Annotated in this window: 15 protein-coding genes; 9 read left to right on the top strand and 6 right to left on the bottom strand. The window is 41.3% G+C overall.

Features of this window, described 5'->3' with window-relative positions:
* The first annotated feature begins 186 nt into the window (after positions 1 to 186).
* Both DFR58_RS20915 and DFR58_RS20910 read left to right on the top strand, forming a co-directional pair.
* Positions 187 to 1,146, top strand: a complete 960-nt coding sequence (locus DFR58_RS20915; protein ID WP_242987769.1) for a 1,4-dihydroxy-2-naphthoate polyprenyltransferase — start codon at positions 187 to 189, stop codon at positions 1,144 to 1,146.
* 141 nt (positions 1,147 to 1,287) lie between these two features.
* Positions 1,288 to 2,334, top strand: a complete 1,047-nt coding sequence (locus tag DFR58_RS20910) for an SAM-dependent methyltransferase (protein ID WP_147273229.1) — start codon at positions 1,288 to 1,290, stop codon at positions 2,332 to 2,334.
* A gap of 174 nt (positions 2,335 to 2,508) precedes the next feature.
* Here DFR58_RS20910 and DFR58_RS20905 read toward each other — a convergent pair whose 3' ends face one another.
* From DFR58_RS20905 to DFR58_RS20895, 3 genes are all read right to left on the bottom strand, one after another.
* Complete coding sequence (locus DFR58_RS20905) at positions 2,509 to 2,694, bottom strand: hypothetical protein (protein ID WP_114300304.1); 186 nt, start codon at positions 2,692 to 2,694, stop codon at positions 2,509 to 2,511.
* A gap of 189 nt (positions 2,695 to 2,883) precedes the next feature.
* Positions 2,884 to 4,119 carry an efflux RND transporter periplasmic adaptor subunit gene (locus DFR58_RS20900; RefSeq protein ID WP_170138269.1) on the bottom strand — a complete coding sequence of 412 codons (1,236 nt, stop codon included), beginning with the start codon at positions 4,117 to 4,119 and terminating at the stop codon, positions 2,884 to 2,886.
* Between the two features lies 1 nt (position 4,120).
* Entirely contained in the window at positions 4,121 to 7,222 is a 3,102-nt protein-coding gene (locus DFR58_RS20895) for an efflux RND transporter permease subunit (protein WP_114300299.1), read from the bottom strand.
* Positions 7,223 to 7,481: 259 nt separating this feature from the next.
* On the opposite strand from DFR58_RS20895, the gene DFR58_RS20890 reads away from it, so the two are divergent.
* From DFR58_RS20890 to DFR58_RS20875, 4 genes are all read left to right on the top strand, one after another.
* Positions 7,482 to 8,072 carry a TlpA family protein disulfide reductase gene (locus tag DFR58_RS20890; RefSeq protein ID WP_242987767.1) on the top strand — a complete coding sequence of 197 codons (591 nt, stop codon included), beginning with the start codon at positions 7,482 to 7,484 and terminating at the stop codon, positions 8,070 to 8,072.
* 258 nt (positions 8,073 to 8,330) lie between these two features.
* On the top strand, positions 8,331 to 10,334 hold the full coding sequence (locus tag DFR58_RS20885; RefSeq protein ID WP_114300297.1) for a metallophosphoesterase: 2,004 nt from the start codon (positions 8,331 to 8,333) through the stop codon (positions 10,332 to 10,334).
* 57 nt (positions 10,335 to 10,391) lie between these two features.
* The gene (locus DFR58_RS20880) at positions 10,392 to 10,631 is read left to right on the top strand and encodes a hypothetical protein (RefSeq protein ID WP_114300295.1); all 240 of its coding nucleotides are present in this window, start codon (positions 10,392 to 10,394) and stop codon (positions 10,629 to 10,631) included.
* Between the two features lie 167 nt (positions 10,632 to 10,798).
* Positions 10,799 to 12,115 carry a serpin family protein gene (locus tag DFR58_RS20875; RefSeq protein ID WP_114300293.1) on the top strand — a complete coding sequence of 439 codons (1,317 nt, stop codon included), beginning with the start codon at positions 10,799 to 10,801 and terminating at the stop codon, positions 12,113 to 12,115.
* Between the two features lie 197 nt (positions 12,116 to 12,312).
* Here DFR58_RS20875 and DFR58_RS20870 read toward each other — a convergent pair whose 3' ends face one another.
* The 3 genes from DFR58_RS20870 to DFR58_RS20860 are packed head-to-tail and all read right to left on the bottom strand — an operon-like array spanning position 12,313 to position 14,440.
* A complete protein-coding gene (locus DFR58_RS20870) occupies positions 12,313 to 12,996 on the bottom strand; it encodes a hypothetical protein (protein WP_114300291.1) in 684 nt (227 codons plus the stop codon).
* Between the two features lie 11 nt (positions 12,997 to 13,007).
* A complete protein-coding gene (locus DFR58_RS20865; RefSeq protein WP_114300289.1) occupies positions 13,008 to 13,667 on the bottom strand; it encodes a hypothetical protein in 660 nt (219 codons plus the stop codon).
* The gene (locus tag DFR58_RS20860) at positions 13,667 to 14,440 is read right to left on the bottom strand and encodes a hypothetical protein (protein ID WP_170138268.1); all 774 of its coding nucleotides are present in this window, start codon (positions 14,438 to 14,440) and stop codon (positions 13,667 to 13,669) included. Before DFR58_RS20860 ends, DFR58_RS20865 begins: the two co-directional genes overlap by 1 nt.
* A gap of 578 nt (positions 14,441 to 15,018) precedes the next feature.
* On the opposite strand from DFR58_RS20860, the gene DFR58_RS20855 reads away from it, so the two are divergent.
* The 3 genes from DFR58_RS20855 to DFR58_RS20845 all read left to right on the top strand — a co-directional run bounded on the left by DFR58_RS20855 (position 15,019) and on the right by DFR58_RS20845 (position 17,783).
* Positions 15,019 to 15,663 (top strand): hypothetical protein, encoded by a 645-nt coding sequence (locus DFR58_RS20855; RefSeq protein ID WP_114300285.1) that lies wholly within the window; start codon positions 15,019 to 15,021, stop codon positions 15,661 to 15,663.
* Between the two features lie 73 nt (positions 15,664 to 15,736).
* Entirely contained in the window at positions 15,737 to 16,111 is a 375-nt protein-coding gene (locus DFR58_RS20850) for a hypothetical protein (RefSeq protein WP_114300283.1), read from the top strand.
* A 385-nt stretch (positions 16,112 to 16,496) separates the two neighbouring features.
* On the top strand, positions 16,497 to 17,783 hold the full coding sequence (locus tag DFR58_RS20845) for a glycosyltransferase (protein WP_114300281.1): 1,287 nt from the start codon (positions 16,497 to 16,499) through the stop codon (positions 17,781 to 17,783).
* The last annotated feature ends 644 nt before the right edge of the window (positions 17,784 to 18,427 follow it).

The following is an 18,427-nucleotide window of genomic DNA, read 5'->3' as shown; positions in this document are numbered from 1 at the left end:
GTGCTTTTCACGGGATTTTCTGGGCATATTTGACTCCTTAATATACTATTTCCTATATTTTAACACAGAACATGCGTTTGGTAAAGAGGTTTTAAGTAAATTTTTGAAAAGTTTTGCTAATTTGTGAGAAATGTCCCCCGAATGGGCAAAATAACATTGGGGGGGCATTTCTAAGAAAGGAGAAGGATGATGTCTTTTGTAAGTTTTCTGAAGCTGGTGGAGATACAAACCAAGGTAGCCAGCGTTATTCCCTTTTTATCGGGTACTTTTTATGCCCTATACCGGTTCAATGCCTTCAGCCTTAAAAATTTTCTGCTTATGTTCGGTTCCCTTATGTGTATTGATATGACCGTTACAACTATAAACAACTATCAGGATTTTAGAAAGGCAAATAAAAGGCATGGGTATGGCTACGAGAGCCATAATGCAATAGTGAGGGATAGCCTTAAAGAGTCATGGGTTTTGAGTATCATTGCAGTGCTTTTTTCAGTGGCTGCGGTGTTGGGCTTTTTATTATTTGTGAGTACAAACATCGTAGTTCTTGCATTGGGATCCGCGTCCTTTGTTATAGGGATACTGTATTCCTTCGGGCCTGTCCCCATATCCCGAACACCCTTTGGGGAAATTTTTTCCGGTGTGTTTATGGGATTTATAATTCCTTTTATAGCTATATATATACATGCGTTCGACGGGGAACTGCTTAATATAATGCTTCAGGGCAAAACCATGAGCTTTGAAATGAATGTGCAGGAGATGTTATATATAGTCTTAATATCCGTACCTTCTGTAACAGGGATTGCCAACATTATGCTGGCAAATAATATTTGCGACATTGAAGATGACACCGAAAATAAGAGATACACCTTGCCGATTTTTATTGGAAGAGATAACTCTCTGAAGCTTTTCACAATACTGTACTGCATAGGGTACTCGGCTCTGGCAGCGCTTGTGGTGCTTGGAGCGGTATCTCTGATTTTAATGCTTGTGCTTGTCACTATTATACCCGTGGGGAAAAATATAAGGATATTCTATGAAAAACAGATAAAGGAGGATACCTTTGTATTATCTGTTAAAAACTTTATAATTGTGAACGGAGCCTTGGCTTTTATATTGGCTGTACAGGCAATTATAAATTTTATTCTATAAACTGTCATGATAAAAATGAGTAGTGAAACAGGTTAATTCCCTATAACAAATTTGTCATCTTTATAGACATTTTCTATAGACGGTCAGAGGATTTTACTATATAATTTCCATATAAATTTTACTTGAATAGGAATGATAGGAATGTGTCGATACAGAGACGAGATGGAAAAGATAACAAGCGTTCTGCTGGAGCCTGAAGATAACTATGGTGAGATTAGAGAGACTGTGATACGGATGTATGATCTGTTTCTGGAGGCATCAGAACTCGGTGAGTGTGAAGACATAAGCAAGGAGGATATATATCTTCCCTATGGTAAGGCAATAGGCCCATTCTGGGCTGCGGCGTGCATTAAGGAGCTAATGAGGACAAAAAATTTTATCAGGGGGATATATAATGGCATAATAGCAGCCCAAAAGAAATTTCCGGGTGAGACTATTCATATAGTTTATGCCGGCACGGGGCCGTTTGCTGCTCTGGCAATGCCCATGACGACAGTATTTACTCCCCGTGAAATTAATTTTACTTTTCTTGAAATCAATCCTGAGAGCGTGAGTATTTTAAAGAATACCATTGAGGCATTAGGTGCCGGGGAATACGTAAGAGAGATAGTTATGTGCGATGCGGTAAAATATAAGTATGAAGGCGGCGGGACAATACATATGGTTATTACTGAAACCATGCAAAACGCACTTCAAAAGGAGCCCCATGTTGCAATAACCATGAACCTGCTTCCGCAGATGCACAGCGAGGGGGTATTTATACCTCAGACTGTAAAAATTGAGGCGGTGCTGTTAAATCAGAAAAAAAACATAGATCGCATGACGAGCATGGACGTATACACGGATAAATATTATCACTCTGTGGGGACGGTCCTTGAAATAAGCAAGGCCTCGTGTGAAAATTATATGTGTGACAATGTGCCGGAAGGCCAAGGATATGTGTTCCCGGAGGTAGTGCTTGATATTCCCCCAGACCTTGAAGAGGGATACAATGAGCTCAACCTTTTTACATTTATTCGGATTTTTGAAGAGATTACGCTTGAAAGCTGGCAGTGTTCATTGACTATGCCGCGCAAAGTGATGCTTATTGACAATTTGGAAGCTCGTGTAGACAGAGTTGCATTCCAATATATTGTTGATTCAAGCCCCCACTTTGAGTATAAGCCATTTTTGACGGAAGCAGTTTAGAAGGCGTGCTTTTTGAATATAATACTCGGATAAGGAAAATGAGACTATTTCAAAAATTGAAATAATGGATGCAATGCAGGCTTAAACTGTAAACAAATTAAAAGGAGCATTTCTAAAAAAGTGAGCTCCTTTTAATTTGTGTTATTTTTTGATATGAATTAGTACCGCATGGTGTTAATCCATTAAAAGAACATAGTCTATTACATCCGAACTCTCCGTATAACAGTTGTATGAACGGTATGCCCCTATAAGATTGAAATACAGGGCACTATACGCATTACAGTCAACTATATCCCTTATTACGTATTCATCATTTTCAATAAAGTCCTTAAGAGTGCAGATGTTCTTAATATCGAGCATACATTTTACCTCCCTTAAAATACATATTACCTAAATTTTATGTCTTTAGTTATTAAATAAGGTTAAAATATTGTTAATTTTTAAGGAGGAGGTTATAAATATTAAATTGTAAGGCCGCAATTCTTCATAACATCAATTGCCGTCTTGATTTTTTCAATAGGCTCGATCAAAGCCATTTGCCGCCTTCGTTTACGATATATTCACGCTGTCTCCCTCATTTAAAAAGCTCTGACCCTCTGTTACCACATATTCTCCTGCTTTAATGCCGTCTGTTATTTCCCAGGATTTTTCGTCGGATATGCCTGTACTCACAAGCCTTTTAACAATCTTATTGTCTTTAACCACATATACATATTGTACTCCGTTCTCGCTCACAACAGCTTCATTAGGCACAATTATAATGTTATTCCTGCTATCCACTGTAAAATTGACCTTCACCAGCATCCCCGGAATCAAATCAGGGGATGTGTTTTGTATTTTAACCTTAACGGTATATGTATGAGTCTGGGGATCTGCCGAGGGGCTTATTGTATCAACAACTCCTCCGTACACAGACTCAGAGGCTCCTCCTGCCTTTACAGACACCTTTTGGCCTGCCAAAATTCTGGAAACTATGGCGTTGGACACATTCACCTCTGCTAAGTAGGCCGAGCTGTCAATAATGGTAAAAACGGGGATGCCTGCGGATAAAAGCTGTCCCGCATCAATGCTACGGGCCGAAACCCTGCCCGAAATAGGAGAAGCTACCGATGTATTGTCAAGCCGTATTGAGGATTGCTTTTGGGCAGCCTTTGACTGCTCAAGCTGTGCTGAGGCGACGGCGGCAGACTGTGGGCCCACCTTGTTATTAAGCAGCTCTAAAAAGTTTTTGGCTGTGTTAAGCTGTATAAGGGCGGCGTCCATTGCCGATTTGGATTTATCCATATCCTGCCTGCTTGCCGAGTTTGATCCGTATAGCTCTGCCATCTTGCCATACAGCTCTGCAGCATCATCATATTGAATCTGTGCCTGAGCCAATGCCTTCTCCGCCTGCAATATCTGCTGCGCAATTGTCGACTCGGAGGTCAGTGTGAGATTGGTCTCCGCGCTGTTTACCGCTGCCTTAGACTGATCATATTGCGCCTGTACCTCTTTTGGGTCAATTGTGAAAAGAATATCTCCCTCCCTTACCTCCATACCAACATCATAATTAACCGATTCTACCGTGCCGGGAAGCTTTGAGGCAACAGGAATCTCCTTGAGAGGCTTAAGCTTTCCCGCGTAATCAACGCTTGTGGCTATGGAGCCGGCAGATACCTGCAATGCACTGACATTCTTGACGACGGGAGCCGATGAGGGGGCTTGCTGCCCGCAGCCTGTCATGGATGTCAGCGATATAACCGATATAGCTATGCACAGCAGCTTGTTCTTTTTAAAAAAATTCATTTTATTGCACCTCCAATGTGATTTTCTCAGGGCCGGACTTCCGGGAAAAAATTGCTTTAGCATCATCCATCATTGTATATACGACAGGAAGAAGAATGGGGGAGAGCAGTGTGGAGGTTATCATTCCCCCTATCAATGCGATTGCCATACCCGATTTAATCTCGCTTCCTTCTCCTATAGCAAGTGCGGCGGGCAGCATTCCTACAATCATGGTAATGCTTGTCATAAGTATAGGCTTTAAACGGGTTTTTCCAGACTGCAAAAGAGCCGCTTTTAGAGGCATTCCTTTTTTCATAAGGGTATTTGTGTAATCAATTAAAAGAGTGCCGTTCTTAGACGCAAGCCCGTCGAGCATTATAAGGCCTATAAGTGTTACCGTGTTAAGGGAGTTGCCTGTCAGGGCAAGTGAGGCAAGCGCGCCTATTATACCGCACGGGAGAGATAGCATACGTATCAGGGGAGTCATAAAGGACTCGTATAAAACAACAAGTATCATATACACAAGAAGAACTGATGCAATTAGCGCTTTTATAAGCGAATCAAAGGAGTCGGCCATGTTGGACTGATCTCCTCCAAATTTTATTTCATAGCCTCTGGGGAGGTCTATTTCTTTAAGCTCATTTTGTATGTCCTTGTTTACCGAGCCCAGAGCTCTTCCTTCTATGTTGGCGGAGACAGAAACCATATTTCTGCGATCCTGACGCATAAGCTCCTGCGGAGCATCGGTAATGCCTATGGATGCAACCTGGTCTAAATATATTTCCCGCCCCGAGGCGCCTACTATTTTTACAGAGCCTATTTCATCCGACGTTACAATCTGGCCTTCTTTAAATTTTACCATAATATCGTATTGGTCTCCGTCTTTGCGGAATACCCCTGCCTGTGTGCCGTTAACGGCAGTTCTCAGAGTGCCTGCTATGTCGGCGGCTGTTATTCCGTATTCCGATGCCGCAAGGTGGTCTACATCAACATAAAATTCACTGATCGACGATTTGGAGGAGTTGCTGACATCCGTTATTCCGGGTATGGATCTCACAGCCTTCTCTATATCACCCGACAACTGGCGGAGTACCTCTGAGTCGGACCCGGTAATATTAAGCACAACAGGCTTTGCGCCATCGATAGAGGTAACGCCTACAATGCTGGCCTCGATTACCGAGAAGTCAATACCCGGAATAGCTTTGCCCCATGCCCTTATTTCCTTTGCCATCTGACTCTGGCTTTTTTTACGGCTGTTTTTATCCACGAGATTTACGGCTATCTTCCCGGTAGAGCTGTCGTCCTCCTGTCCGACTGTTGACAGAAAGTTTTTTACCCCGGGAAGCTCCTTTAAGTAGTTTTCAACAAGCTTTATTTTATCGTCCGTCTGCTCAAGGCTTGTTCCGGGAGTAAGTGACACATTTAACGTCAGCGCGCCCTGGTCTGTGGCGGGAAGAAATTCCGTACTTATGAATTTAAGGGGGATCAGCATACAGGATGCGGCAATACCCGCGGCTACAACGCAAATTACCTTCCAGCGGTTATTAAGCGACCAGGAAAGGAGCCCTCCGTAATATTCCGACAACCGCTCCACAAATTTTGAGAAAACGCCTTTTTTCTTTGCATTTAAAGTTTCTTCAGAGCCACCGGGCTGATTTGACTTTAAAAGTCTTGATGCCAGCACCGGGGTGAGCGTGAAGGATACCACAAGTGAAAACAGGGTTGCGCTTACCACTGTAAGTCCGAATTCCTTAAAAAACTGCCCTATCATTCCCGACATAAACGCAACAGGCCCGAATACGACAACATCGCAAAGCGTTATTGCAATAGCCGCCATTCCAATTTCCTTTCTGCCTTCAAGGGCAGCCTTCATTGGATTCTTCCCCATCTTTAAATGCCTTTGTATGTTTTCCAGCACCACTATCGAGTCGTCAACAAGAATACCTATACATAAGGATAACGCTACCAGAGACATAATGTTTAAGGTAAAGCCCAGCACATACATCATGAAAAAGGTTGCAATTAGTGATGTGGGAATAGATACAAGAACAATAAGGGAGGAACGCCAGCTTCTTAAGAAAAGAAGCATAACAATGCAGGTCGTGATAATGCCCTCTATAAGATTCTTTTTTACCTCGCTAAGCGTGGAGTTAATAAAGCTTCCGCCATCTGTGGCAACTGTTATTTCAATTCCCTCTGGAAGTCCCTGCTTAAAGCTATCAAGCTCCTTTTTTATTCTGTCGATAGTTTCCACTATGTTTGCATCACTCTGCTTTTGGATAAATAGACCTATTGACTGCTGCTGGTTCAGCCTGATTATTCTATCCTGATCGGGAGGAGCAAATTCTATGTCGGCCACATCTGCCAGGCGGATTATTCCGCCTCTGGGAGTGAATATTCTTAAGCTTTCAATCTCGCTTATGCTGTCAAATTCACCTATTACCCTAAGAGTCTGTATTTTTACGCCCTGCTCTATTTTCCCGGCGGGGCCGTTGAGATTTTCGGAGAGGAGCCTGTTGACAATGGCATTTATATTCAGGCCGTAATAATCGAGAGCGGCCTTGTCAACATTTACCGAAAGTTCCTTTTGAAGTGCCCCCTGCATACTTACATTTCCCACTCCCTTAAGCTTTTCGAGCTCCTTTTTAAGGTTATCGGACTGATAGTACAGCTCTTCATACGGTGCGTCTCCCGAAACAGTAAGCATCATGATTGCTTCGGAATTATTGTCCACTTTTTTCAATATCGGCTTAGAGGCTTCGTCGGGAAGCTTGTCAGAAATATCCCCCAATGCCTGCTGTATGTCCATGAACGCTTGCTCCATGTTGGTTTCCATTGAAAATGTAATAATAGAATACCCATACCCCACGCCGGAAATGGAGCGTATGGAGTCTATACCGCTCAACCCGCATACAGCATCCTCAATCGGCTTTATTACCTGCTTTTCCACTTCCTCAACCCCGGCGCCCTGATAGGCCGTCACAATTGTTATAATGGGAATATTATTTGAAGGCAGAAGGTCTGCACCCAGATTTAAATATCCTATTGCTCCAAGGCTCAAAATTAAAATTACAACCATTACAACCGCTGCTGGTCTTTTAATAGACAGCTCCGTTATGCTCAAAATCGTCTCAGCTCCTTTCAATATAAAGGTATTTCATAGCGGCCTTGCAGTAAAATCTATCCATCACATCCTGTGGAAGAAATGATTTATTTTATATATGGTGCTGCTTGTTTCGCTAAAAGTACCTAAAAGAGGGCATATGTGCCCTGTTTTTATAAATTATACATCACCTGTATAAATATATCACCTGCCATATTAAATAAAAATATTCGAAAAACTTAGAAATATTAAAGTTATCAATAAGTTTTATTAAAATTTATTGAATGAAGCAAGAAACGGGGACATTCCTCAATGGGGACATTCCTCAAAAAAGAGAGAAACGGGGACATTCCTAAAAAAATGGAGATTATTGAGCAGCAACGCTACATGCTATATCGGCGTTACTCAAAACACCCAAGAAGGCTCTCAAACAAATCAGGACGCGGAAAAAGAAGAAATGAAAGCGCCTGATTTTACGGTTTTGGATGCGGATGGCAATTCTGTGAATCTGTCGGACTTATTTGGCAAGCCTATAGTGCTGAACTTTTGGGCAAGCTGGTGCCCTCCATGTAAGAGTAAAATGCCTGAATTTAACGAGGTATATGAGGAAGTTGGAGAGGATATCACATTTATGATGGTGGATCTTGCGGACGGGCAGCGCGAAACAAAAGAAAAGGGCGCGCAGTATGTAAAGGATCAGGGCTTTTCGTTTCCTGTATACTTTGATACAAAACAGGATGCGGTAAGTAAATACGGCATAGCGTCCATACCTACAACGATATTTATTGACAAAGACGGTTATATTGTAACAGGGGCAGAGGGGGCTATTGGTGTGAAAACCTTGCAAAAAGGAATCGATTTAATAAAATGATAAGCAGTTATACCCCCTTAGATCACGTTGCATATGACGGCGAGCTGATATATAAAATCGAAAACAGTGTTTTTCGGGTACGCATTTTGGTTTGAGAATAAGGCAAATGCTGTTTGTCAAGAGTTAATTTAACATAACATAAGTTTTTTAAGTGTAAAAATGAGACTTTTAAGTGTAAAGGCTCATTTTTTCTTTTTTGGGGGTTATTCTAAGAGTAGAATTTTGTAAAATATTATCGAATTATAGGAGGAAACGAACATGAAAACAAAAATTCTCTCTTTGCTGCTGGTGGCCGGTATGTTAATTTCTTTGGCTTTGATCACCATCGGCTGCTCGACGAATACCGATGCATCAGTGTCAGACACGCCGAAAGGTGCCACAGCTTTGTGGGATGCCGGGGGTACAAGAAACAAGATCGTTGTCATAAGCGATATCCATATTGGAATTGACGACAGCTATGCCGAAATGGTGAAAAACCGCCCTCTGCTGATTGAGTTTTTGCAGCGGCTGCAAAGAACAACAGATGTGAGGGAGTTGGTGATTGACGGTGATTTTCTGGATGAGTGGTTTTTGCCCGTTTATTACCCCAGCTATACAGATCAGGGTAAGTTTTACAAGGATGTAATTGCAAACAATCAGCGCGTTATCGACGAACTGAATAAGGTGACAAACAGCGGCATAAAGCTTGTCTACATACCCGGAAATCATGACATGACGCAGGATAACGCTGTTTTACAGGAGGCTATTCCCAAAATCGTACAGATCAGAGATGCCAAAGGGCTTGGGACCTATTACACAGGCGACCGCAACGAAATAGCAATTGAACACGGACATCGTTATGATATTTTTTCCGCTCCGGACACCGTCACCAACGCGAAGCTGTGCGGGAATGACGACACTATCCTTCCGGCAGGCTATTTCTACGCACGCTATGCCGCGACATGGGTGCTGGAGGGATGTCCAAAGGTTGAAAAGAATCTTCCGGTGGTAACGAAGCTGCCTGACAAATCCGACACAGACCAGTACGGAGCTTATATTTATTACTCCCTTCTCAAGAACATTTCTGCGCGCATGACGCCTAATGAGAGTCTTGACGAGAAAATATTTGATATGCACATCTCTGGATTTGACGATGCATATACCTATCTGGATTTCTATCCGGCTCAGCAGGCGGACGGAACAATTTCCGCACCGGTGCTGTTTAAGAATATTCAGCGCACATGGGAGGAGCGTCAGAAAATTAATAAGGTTAAGGTACCCAACAGCTTCATTGAGGCAGTTTCCGGAACGCTGGACTGGGATTACTTTTTCAAACAGGCAAGGACACAGTATCTGGAGAACCCCGACGAAAACGTGGATGTGGTTGTGTTCGGGCATACCCATGTGCCCCAATATACCGCAATGAATAACGGAAAATACTATATAAATGAAGGAACCTGGATCGACCATAACGCAGACTATCCGGATGCTACGAGAACCTTTGCGGTAATTACAACCGGAGAAAAGACCACGGCCGGGCTGTACAAATACGGAGAAGATGGCTCTGTTCTTGATATCAGCTCAAGCGTTGGCAAGGAAAATGACGAAGCCGCTCCTGCAAAAGAGCCTTCAGGCAATGTGTCTTTTGACTATAAAACAGTTGAAAACTACGGCGATGACGAAACTCAGGCACGTTATGTTGAAGTAAGCGGTTTAGCAGACAGTGCTGTACAAGGAAAGCTGAACGGGAAATTAAAAGATTTCTGCATTTCGCCGACTTCGTCTGCTGAGAAAGACACCACATACAACATAATGCCTGTTTTTGAAGTGGTAGGCGGCGATTTGCTTAGTATACGGACATATAACACCGCGTATACTAAGGGAGCGGCTTATCCCGTAAATTCAATACGGACACAGATTTTCAGCTTGACTACCGGAGATAAGGATGCAGGGAAGCTGTGGGATTTTATAAACAATAAAAATACTTTTAAACAGATGGTGCTTGACGGCAAGCTCGGATTTGCGGCTGCGGGCGTGGAGGGTGAAATGCCCCAAGAGCTCAAAGCAGGGGCATATAAAAAGCTTGCGGAGAGCATTGACACCTCCGAATTTGCAGCGCAATTTTACTTTAGCGACGGCGGCACACTGAATGTGTGGTGCAATGGTGAAAACCACGCTACAGGGGACTATTGGCTGTTTGATATACCTGTTACAGAGCTGGGGAATCTTGCAACCGACCGATTACTCCCAATTATTGAACAAACAAGTAGGGACGGTTCTTGACTTGCTCTATTTGCTATTATAAAATCAAACGGATAGAATGAAACGGAGGTGACATAAATGCCAAGACAGGCAAGAGTAAAAGGGGAATTTTCAACTTACCATGTTATTCATCGAGGAAATGAGAGAAAGAATATATTCCTGTGCGATAGTGATAAATTGAGATTTTTAGAAACGTTTGAGCGAATGAAAAGCAAATATGGCTTTCTGGTGCATGCTTATTGTATGTTGAAGGAGCTGGGTAAGCTTTTTGGGGGCATAAGTGAATCAAGGGTGAGCAGAATCTTGAGCAAAAAATAGCGCAAGTCAAGAACCGTCCCTGCTTGTTCTTCCCTGCTTGTTCTTCGGTTTTTTTAAAAATATAGAGGATATTTATTGAAAAATATAGAATGTTTATATAGCGTAGATTAAATTGCCTAGAATTACAATATATTATAGCGAAAATTATTAGATATGGAGGTTTTATTATGCTTAAAAGGAAATTAAGCAGGCTGCTGCCATGTATGATTATTTCGTTCACCCTTGTTTTTTCAGCCTCATCGGGTTTTTCTGCTTCTGTAGCCGACAGTCAGCAGCTGAAGAGTCAAATTGATAACAGCAAGAAAATCAGCTCATTTGATTCTGCAAAGTCTGAAACAGCTCTGTTCAGTTCTGTGGAAAATGATGTAAAAAAAGTAATTAAGGCCAATACAGATTTTGCTTTTGATATTTTCAAAGCAATAAATCTGGAGGATTCTGAAAAGAATGTTTTGATATCCCCACTGAGTATTTCCACAGCTCTTTCAATGGTTTATCAGGGGGCGGGAGGCTCCACAAGGGGAGAAATGGAAACAGCCATGAGATACAACGGACTTGACATCAATACCATAAACCGGGCCTACGGCAGCCTTCTCCCATACTTAAGAAATATCGATCCCGATGTAAATCTAGGCATAAGCAACTCAATATGGTATAGGAACAGATTTAACATAAACAGCAGCTTTCTGCAAATCAACAGGAATATTTTCAATTCACATGTCGAGGCAATTGATTTCGGAAGTCACGGTGCGATAAACACGATAAATTCATGGGTAGCAAATGCAACAAACGGAATGATACCGCAAATGCTGAATGCTCCCATACCAAGCCAGACAGTCATGTATCTAATTAACGCACTATATTTTAAGGGACGATGGACGAATGTTTTTGATGAAACTCTCTCCTTTAACGGTAACTTCAGGACGGGAAAAAATGAATACAAAAGTATTGTATATATGAAAAAGACGGATACCATGGATTACGGGCAAGGCGAGGACTATAAGGCAATAAGGCTTCCATATGGCAGCGGCAGTACGGCAATGTACTGCATACTTCCTGACGATGGCGTGTCTATTAATGATTATATAATCAGCTTAAATACCCAAAAGTGGAATCAAATAAGGCAGAGCATCGAGAATACGGAGGATGTGAAGCTCATATTGCCGCGCTTTAAGATCGAGTATGGGGAGATATCTCTTAATAATGCATTGGCTGCGCTTGGAATGGAAGAGGCATTTTTACCGGGAGCGAATTTTTCCGGGATAGCGCCTGGAATTTTTATCAGCCGGATAAATCATAAGGCATTGATTGAAGTGAATGAAAATGGTACGGAGGCTGCCGCCATAACAGCGGGTGTTTTATTTGGAAGCACACCTCCGCCGGACAACGAATTTATAGCAACCAGGCCGTTTATATTTGTGATTGCGGATGAGGGAAAAGGCAATATACTGTTCATGGGCAAGGCGTTTGAACTGAGCCAGTATTAAGAAGCACGGGTAGAAGAAAGAGAATAGAGCTAAATGGGGACGGTCCTGTTTTTACTGTACACGGGGTAGATTTATACATCCGGTGTCGTGTGACAGAGACGATTATATATACTGGCCCATAGTTACTTTCGGGCTAACTAAAAAAGGAGATTAAAAGGGCTAAATTGCCTTTTCAATCTCCTTCTTAGCGCGCGTATTTATAAAGTAAGTGTCTTTTTGTATGATTGTGCCTTAATATGCACATCATAATCTTTGGTTTTCTTAACAGTAACAAAAAGGACCTTCTTTACTTTTACTTTTACATGAACGTTAATTTCAATTGGAACTAAGGTTAATGTTGACTGATTACCGCTTATTGCAACAGAGCCTGCTAAAACCTTAAAAAGGTAAGAGTTTTCACTCCCGGATTTTGAACTATAGATGATGTAATTCGAGGAACTTATATGAGTATTAAAGGTGTCCTGTATTACCTTAGAAATAACATTTCTGGCGTTATCGGACAGAACGCTGCTCAGTCTGCTTTCAAACAGTGTATTTATCTGGGAAACAGCATAATTTACATTGCCGGAGCCCTGATTTATACTGTTATCGATACTGCCGGAATGTGTCATGCCGTTACTGGTTGCTATTTGAAGAGCTTTATTGAAGTCAAAGCTGCTTTGATTGATTGCAGCGTCAAATTCGTTGAATATTTCAAAGTAATGTTTTGCGGCATTGACATCTGCTTTAAACAAAAAGTCCTCTCCCAGATCCAGCTGCGTTAAATTAGCATTGTTAGCCCCTACAGCCCAAGCAGGCGTACAGAGTATATTAAAAATAATAATAATACATATTAGCTTACTGATTTTATTTTTCAATGTATGTATATTATAAAGCTTCATACTAACCCTCCTTATTCAATTGTAAGCTGCAGATAGTTTAATGATTGAATATCTGCAGTATACAGGATCTTTTTCTTATCTATTTTATCATATGCGGCACTGATTTTAAGATTTATAGGCGTATATGAGATAAAGAAACCGGTATTTTTGTTCTGAATAGCAATTAAAATTGTATATGAAAGGGTATCACCGGGCTTTATCGGCTTGTTCAAATACTCCTTCAACAGCTCGTTGAAGCTTTCCTCGGAATACTCTGTGAGCTTCTTGCCGTATTGTGAATACAAAGTATCATATACCCTGTTTAATAAGTCAGTGTATTTCATATTATTATTTTCGATTTTTTGATTAAAGATGTTAGATACTGTTAGTTTTTTATTTGCCTTCAATTCTTTTATGATACTATTAAGGTCAAAAAAATATTTATCAGTATCGTGTATGATGTTTTTTTGCAATAATGCTATATTGTCAGCTATTTTATCAGAATATTGGGTATCCTGATTTTCCTTTATGACAATATGGTTTTTATCGGTTAATTCATCAGTATTATAAGATTTTATTGCGGGCTCGGAGATTGTAGAATTATTCGTATCGACTTTTGCCAGAACCGAACCGGCCAGCAGCATACCCACTGTAAAAATAACGATTATAGCCAATGCTGTCTTTCTCATCATTATCTACCTCCATTCACATATTTATCCATTAACTTTACAATTTGAAGTCCTTGTATATTGCATGAATAGTTACTCTTGTCTTTTACTGTCATTCCCAAGAATTTTGACTTGGATTTGTCAACCGTAACTGTTAAGGCTAACGGTAATGCATAGATGAATGCCCCGGTATTTTTATTTTGTATGGCAAATAATAGCTGATATACGTACTGGCTTTGATGCTCGGTATTTTTTGACCATAAAACCCAGTGCTTTTGTTCATCTTTTTCGGTATCTGTATAGCACGACTGAATTAGATTTTGAAATACGTTCTTTGTCCCGTCGTCTATTTTTGCTTTAAGTACACTTAGTATAGTTTGTGTTACAGCTTCACTCATTTCAACATAGTTTGCATTATTTTTGGTAATGTTGCTGTTTAATATTCCCACTACAGATATTCCTTTATTGGCTTTTACAATATCGATAGCCTTTTGAAAATCAAAAAATGCATTGTTGTTTTTTACTTCAACCGCGTCGTCAAGAATATCTGCCAGATTCATAGCCTCAATAATACAATCCGGGTCTTCGATACTCATTATCGGCTTGTAATCCAGAATGTCGTCATAGTTTAAGCTAATGGAATTAGTGGCCTGATCATAGTCTAATACTACAGGTATTATTTTGCTGTGAACAACATTACTTTCCCCGCTGCTCTGTGCAAAAGCACCAAAGGTACTTGACAGTATAAGTACTAATACCAAACCCAAGCTTACCAGAAACCTACTTCTTTTAATCATAATTAATTCATCCTCTCTTTTTATTAGAATTAGTTTATTTACATATCGTAACATTAAATACCATATATGGGAATAGATTTAATTTAAAAATTACACATTTTTTACATAATATAGCATTGAAGGAGCTGGGGGGTGGGGACGAATTTATGAAAGGGGTAAGCTTTAAGGCAAGCTTGAAGCAGGGCTTTAAGGAGGCCCTGTACATGTCAGAAAAACAGATGCGTCCCCAATACTATAATCTCAGTAATACCACATGAGAACATCTATATATAGACCAGGAACCCCGGAGCAGGAAGCTGGCTTCGTGGTCTTTTCATATTCAGGCTGAGGCTGCCGGGTTTAGGCCTTGCCTTCCATGCTTGTTGCATTTTGTTGTATTATTAACCCTCTTTATTATTTGTTTATATATGTAGAAATTTATTGTAAATTTTGCTTGCATTTTGAAGGAATCTATGTGTGAGGCAGAGAATTTAATAATATAGCATGGACTTTGTAAACGCTAAAAACAAACAAATAAGTGCAGCGATAGTACCTACAGCCTTAAAACAAAACATATATTAATCGTTAGGAGGTATATTATGCTCAATACTAATGGTATTTCTAAAGCCGGGGAAATTCTTTCACTGGAAGAAGAACTGAAAAGAGCAAAGGAAATTGGAAACGGAATGGACAACGATGACTTTATCAGGTTTGCAATTGTTGCCATGAAAAGTGCGGAGCAGCAAGGAGGCCCTCTGAAAGTGAAAATTAAAATATTCAGAGATGTACTGATTAAACTATGCGAGGCCAAGGATGTCATTCTTCAGGGGTATTATGTATCGGTTGCGGATAACTACGTCATCACAAGGATTTCGCAAATGAGCAAAGGCTTTGAATTTTATACTGAAATTCCGAGTGACGACTTTAGGTCACACTATTTTGCCGCAGCATGCCAAAAAGATATTAAGCCGCACAAGATTACCCAAAAGCAGTTTTCTACTATAGCAGCCGCCGCCATGGATTTAGCCTATGAGGAAGCTACAGTGCAGAATAAAAATGCAAAATTCGCCGACTATATCGATGGCTTTTCAAATGTTTTAGGAGACAGGGCGAACACCCGCATCACATACGTTTGCCCGGAGTCGGTTGAAAACAATATTGAGATTCTTGAAGACAATAATCCTTACTCTTTTTACTATAAGTACGTCAAGGAAAGCAACATTTACTATGCAAAGGTTTTATGATATGCATCGGCTGGAAATACCGGCGGATAAAGATGTCTTTGCAAATACGTGAATATGGGATAGGAGGATAAACATGATTGACAGTAAAAATATTATCAATGTAACCACTGCCATGACAGTTGAAGAAGCGCTGGAAAAAGTTAAGGCAGACTTCAGCGGCAGGCTCACGGAGGAGCAATTCATAGAACTGGCGGCATCTGCCATGTTTGAAGCTGTTAAGGAGCAGGACCAGAGGGGAAAGGCTGCCAGGTTTGATAAAGTTCTTGAGAAATTGTGCAAGGCAGCCGCACCTAGTGATTCTATTGAGAACCGTGTCATAATTGTGATAGAGAAAAAAGAGCTCTGGTATAAATATACTTTTCCTGTACACGGCGGCAGATTTATAAATTCGATATCGTGTGACAGAGACGATTATATATACTGGCCCATAGTTTTTGAAAAAAGCTGATAAGCGAAGGCTTTTTGTACTGCAGAGTGTCGGGCCCATTTTAATAAAAAGTTTCCAAAAGCCGGTATGTACAGCATAAAGGAAATAGGGACATTCCTCAAAAAACGGAGATTACGAAGCAGCAAGGCCATATGTTATATCGGGCTTGCCCAGCCTTTTTGTTGCCTGTTTTTTTGAGAAGTGTCCCCGTTTTTGCGTTTTTGAGGAAAACTTAATTGACTTTTTTTTACTTTTAATATATTATTAGCGTGTAATAATATTACAAATTATTATAATAGATGCAAAATTTAAACATCAAATGTATACTTGCTACAGGGCACTAGCTCACTCTATCATGCATTTCATATAATCCGACCGTATTATAATGTAAAAGGGGAGTATTTTTATGATGGTTTCGGTTTTGACCATAGGGACGAGAGGGGATATTCAGCCATTTCTGGCATTAGCGGCAGGGCTGAAGGAATCGGGATACACTGTCCGGTTCTGTTCCCCCTGCAATTTCAGAGAGTTTGTCGAAGGCTATAAAATTGAATTTTTTCCGCTGTGTGACGATATACAAAAATTGATGGAGAGGAGACAGGCAAAGGAAATAGTGGAGAGCGGAAATCCATTGAAATTTGCTGCTTTTAGAATAAAAACGGTAAAGACGTTTTTTGCGGAAATGTATAATAATGCTTTAGATGCATGCAAAGATGCGGATGTCATTATTTATAAAAACGCCATTGCGATAGGACATAGTGTTGCGCAGAAGCTGAATATCCCGTGTATTGAGGTTGGGCTTCAGCCCTACACGCCAACTAAGGATTTTCCCAGTTTTGCCTTCAGCAGAAATATGAACAGGGGAGCGTTTTATAACAAAGCTGGGCACATATTGATGGAGATGTTCCTATGGTTTTCTTCCAGAAAGGCTGTGAATAATATAAGAAAAAATGTATATGGGTTAAAACCACTGCCTTTTTTTACTGCGATGAATCGCCAAAAGGCTTTTAACGTTCCTATGCTGTACCCCTTTAGTGAGGAATTAATATCAAGGCCCTCAGATTGGGACGAAAATAACTATATTACGGGCTACTGGTTTTTGCATTCCAACAAACAGTGGCAGCCGCCGCAGGAATTGATAGACTTCCTTTCTGAAGGAAGCAAGCCGGTTTACATAGGATTTGGAAGTATGACAAACAAGAGCCCTGAGGATTTTTTGAAATTGATTGTCAGTGCTTTAGAGCTATCAGGCCAGCGCGCTGTCCTTTTATCTGGCTGGGGTGGCTTGGGAAAGGGTGTTTCACTTCCTTCAAGTATATTTTTGATTGAAAATGTTCCACATGATTGGCTATTCCCCAAAATGGCGGCAGTCATACATCACGGCGGAGCAGGAACAACAGCTTCGGGACTCAGAGCAGGAATTCCTTCAATAATTATACCACACTTTGCAGACCAACCTTTCTGGGGATACTATGTAAAAAAGTTAGGGCTAGGGCCTGAACCGATTTCATATAAGAAGTTAACAGCAGAGAAGCTGGCCGAGGCAATAACGGCAGCAGTTACCGATGAAGAAATGAAAACGAGAGCTGCAAAGATAGGGGAGCTTGTTCGCGCAGAGGATGGAGTTGCTAAAGCTATCGGGATTATAGACAGTATTGTGGGGATGAATACAAGTGAAAATGTGCCGGTATAAATATAGTTAGAAGGAAAAAGGACATTCCTATGAGAAGTGTCCCCGCCTTCCTGGTGTACCTCATTGTGGCTTTTCTTGGGCTTGAAAGCCTGTCAAGTTTCATAAAAGTAGCGGAGGAATCTTGGGGACGGATTCGTCCGCTTCCGTAGCGGAGCGAAGGACCGGAGGGAAAGCGGAGGAACCGTACCCCATGATGCCGGAGCGGCGGCAGGCCGTAGCCTTTGGGCGGGTTTTCACTTATTTTCTACTGTCGCCTTTTTTGCTGTATTCCTTATAAGCGGGCTATGTGAGCGGCCTCACGGGGTCCTGTCGGGGAACAGCTCTTGTCCATGTTCCCCTACACCCCTCCACCGCGTCCTCAAGCGCCGGACGGCTGCCTACGCTGACGCCCGCAATTCGCATCCTGCTTAGGTGCGGGCTGGAGCGGCGTCCGTGCCGCTCCCACGCTGCGGGTGGAATGGATAAGGGCTGGGGAGGCGTGGGGGCTGTGGGGACGGTGGGGACAAAAAACTGGGATTTGATGTTGACATTTGCATAAAAGTGTATAATACCTGTCTTTAGGAGTAAAAAGAGAAAAATGGTGCTAAACCTCAAAATGCGTAGTTTAGCATCATTTTTATTTGTGAGTCATTAAGAAAGTAATT

Origin of the sequence: Anaerobacterium chartisolvens, assembly GCF_003337415.1 — a bacterium.
GTDB classification, from domain to species: Bacteria; Bacillota; Clostridia; order Acetivibrionales; family DSM-27016; genus Anaerobacterium; species Anaerobacterium chartisolvens.
Note: the sequence above shows the minus strand (reverse complement) of the source record. Positions and strands in the feature narration are given on the sequence as shown.

Excerpts from the sequence above, each read along its gene's own strand:
- DFR58_RS20915 (WP_242987769.1), top strand. The coding sequence starts at position 187 with ATGATGTCTTTTGTAAGTTTTCTGAAGCTGGTGGAGATACAAACCAAG.
- DFR58_RS20910 (WP_147273229.1), top strand. The coding sequence starts at position 1,288 with ATGTGTCGATACAGAGACGAGATGGAAAAGATAACAAGCGTTCTGCTG.
- DFR58_RS20905 (WP_114300304.1), bottom strand. The coding sequence starts at position 2,694 with ATGCTCGATATTAAGAACATCTGCACTCTTAAGGACTTTATTGAAAAT.
- DFR58_RS20900 (WP_170138269.1), bottom strand. The coding sequence starts at position 4,119 with ATGAATTTTTTTAAAAAGAACAAGCTGCTGTGCATAGCTATATCGGTT.
- DFR58_RS20885 (WP_114300297.1), top strand. The coding sequence starts at position 8,331 with ATGAAAACAAAAATTCTCTCTTTGCTGCTGGTGGCCGGTATGTTAATT.
- DFR58_RS20880 (WP_114300295.1), top strand. The coding sequence starts at position 10,392 with ATGCCAAGACAGGCAAGAGTAAAAGGGGAATTTTCAACTTACCATGTT.
- DFR58_RS20875 (WP_114300293.1), top strand. The coding sequence starts at position 10,799 with ATGCTTAAAAGGAAATTAAGCAGGCTGCTGCCATGTATGATTATTTCG.
- DFR58_RS20870 (WP_114300291.1), bottom strand. The coding sequence starts at position 12,996 with ATGAAGCTTTATAATATACATACATTGAAAAATAAAATCAGTAAGCTA.
- DFR58_RS20865 (WP_114300289.1), bottom strand. The coding sequence starts at position 13,667 with ATGATGAGAAAGACAGCATTGGCTATAATCGTTATTTTTACAGTGGGT.
- DFR58_RS20860 (WP_170138268.1), bottom strand. The coding sequence starts at position 14,440 with ATGATTAAAAGAAGTAGGTTTCTGGTAAGCTTGGGTTTGGTATTAGTA.
- DFR58_RS20855 (WP_114300285.1), top strand. The coding sequence starts at position 15,019 with ATGCTCAATACTAATGGTATTTCTAAAGCCGGGGAAATTCTTTCACTG.
- DFR58_RS20850 (WP_114300283.1), top strand. The coding sequence starts at position 15,737 with ATGATTGACAGTAAAAATATTATCAATGTAACCACTGCCATGACAGTT.
- DFR58_RS20845 (WP_114300281.1), top strand. The coding sequence starts at position 16,497 with ATGATGGTTTCGGTTTTGACCATAGGGACGAGAGGGGATATTCAGCCA.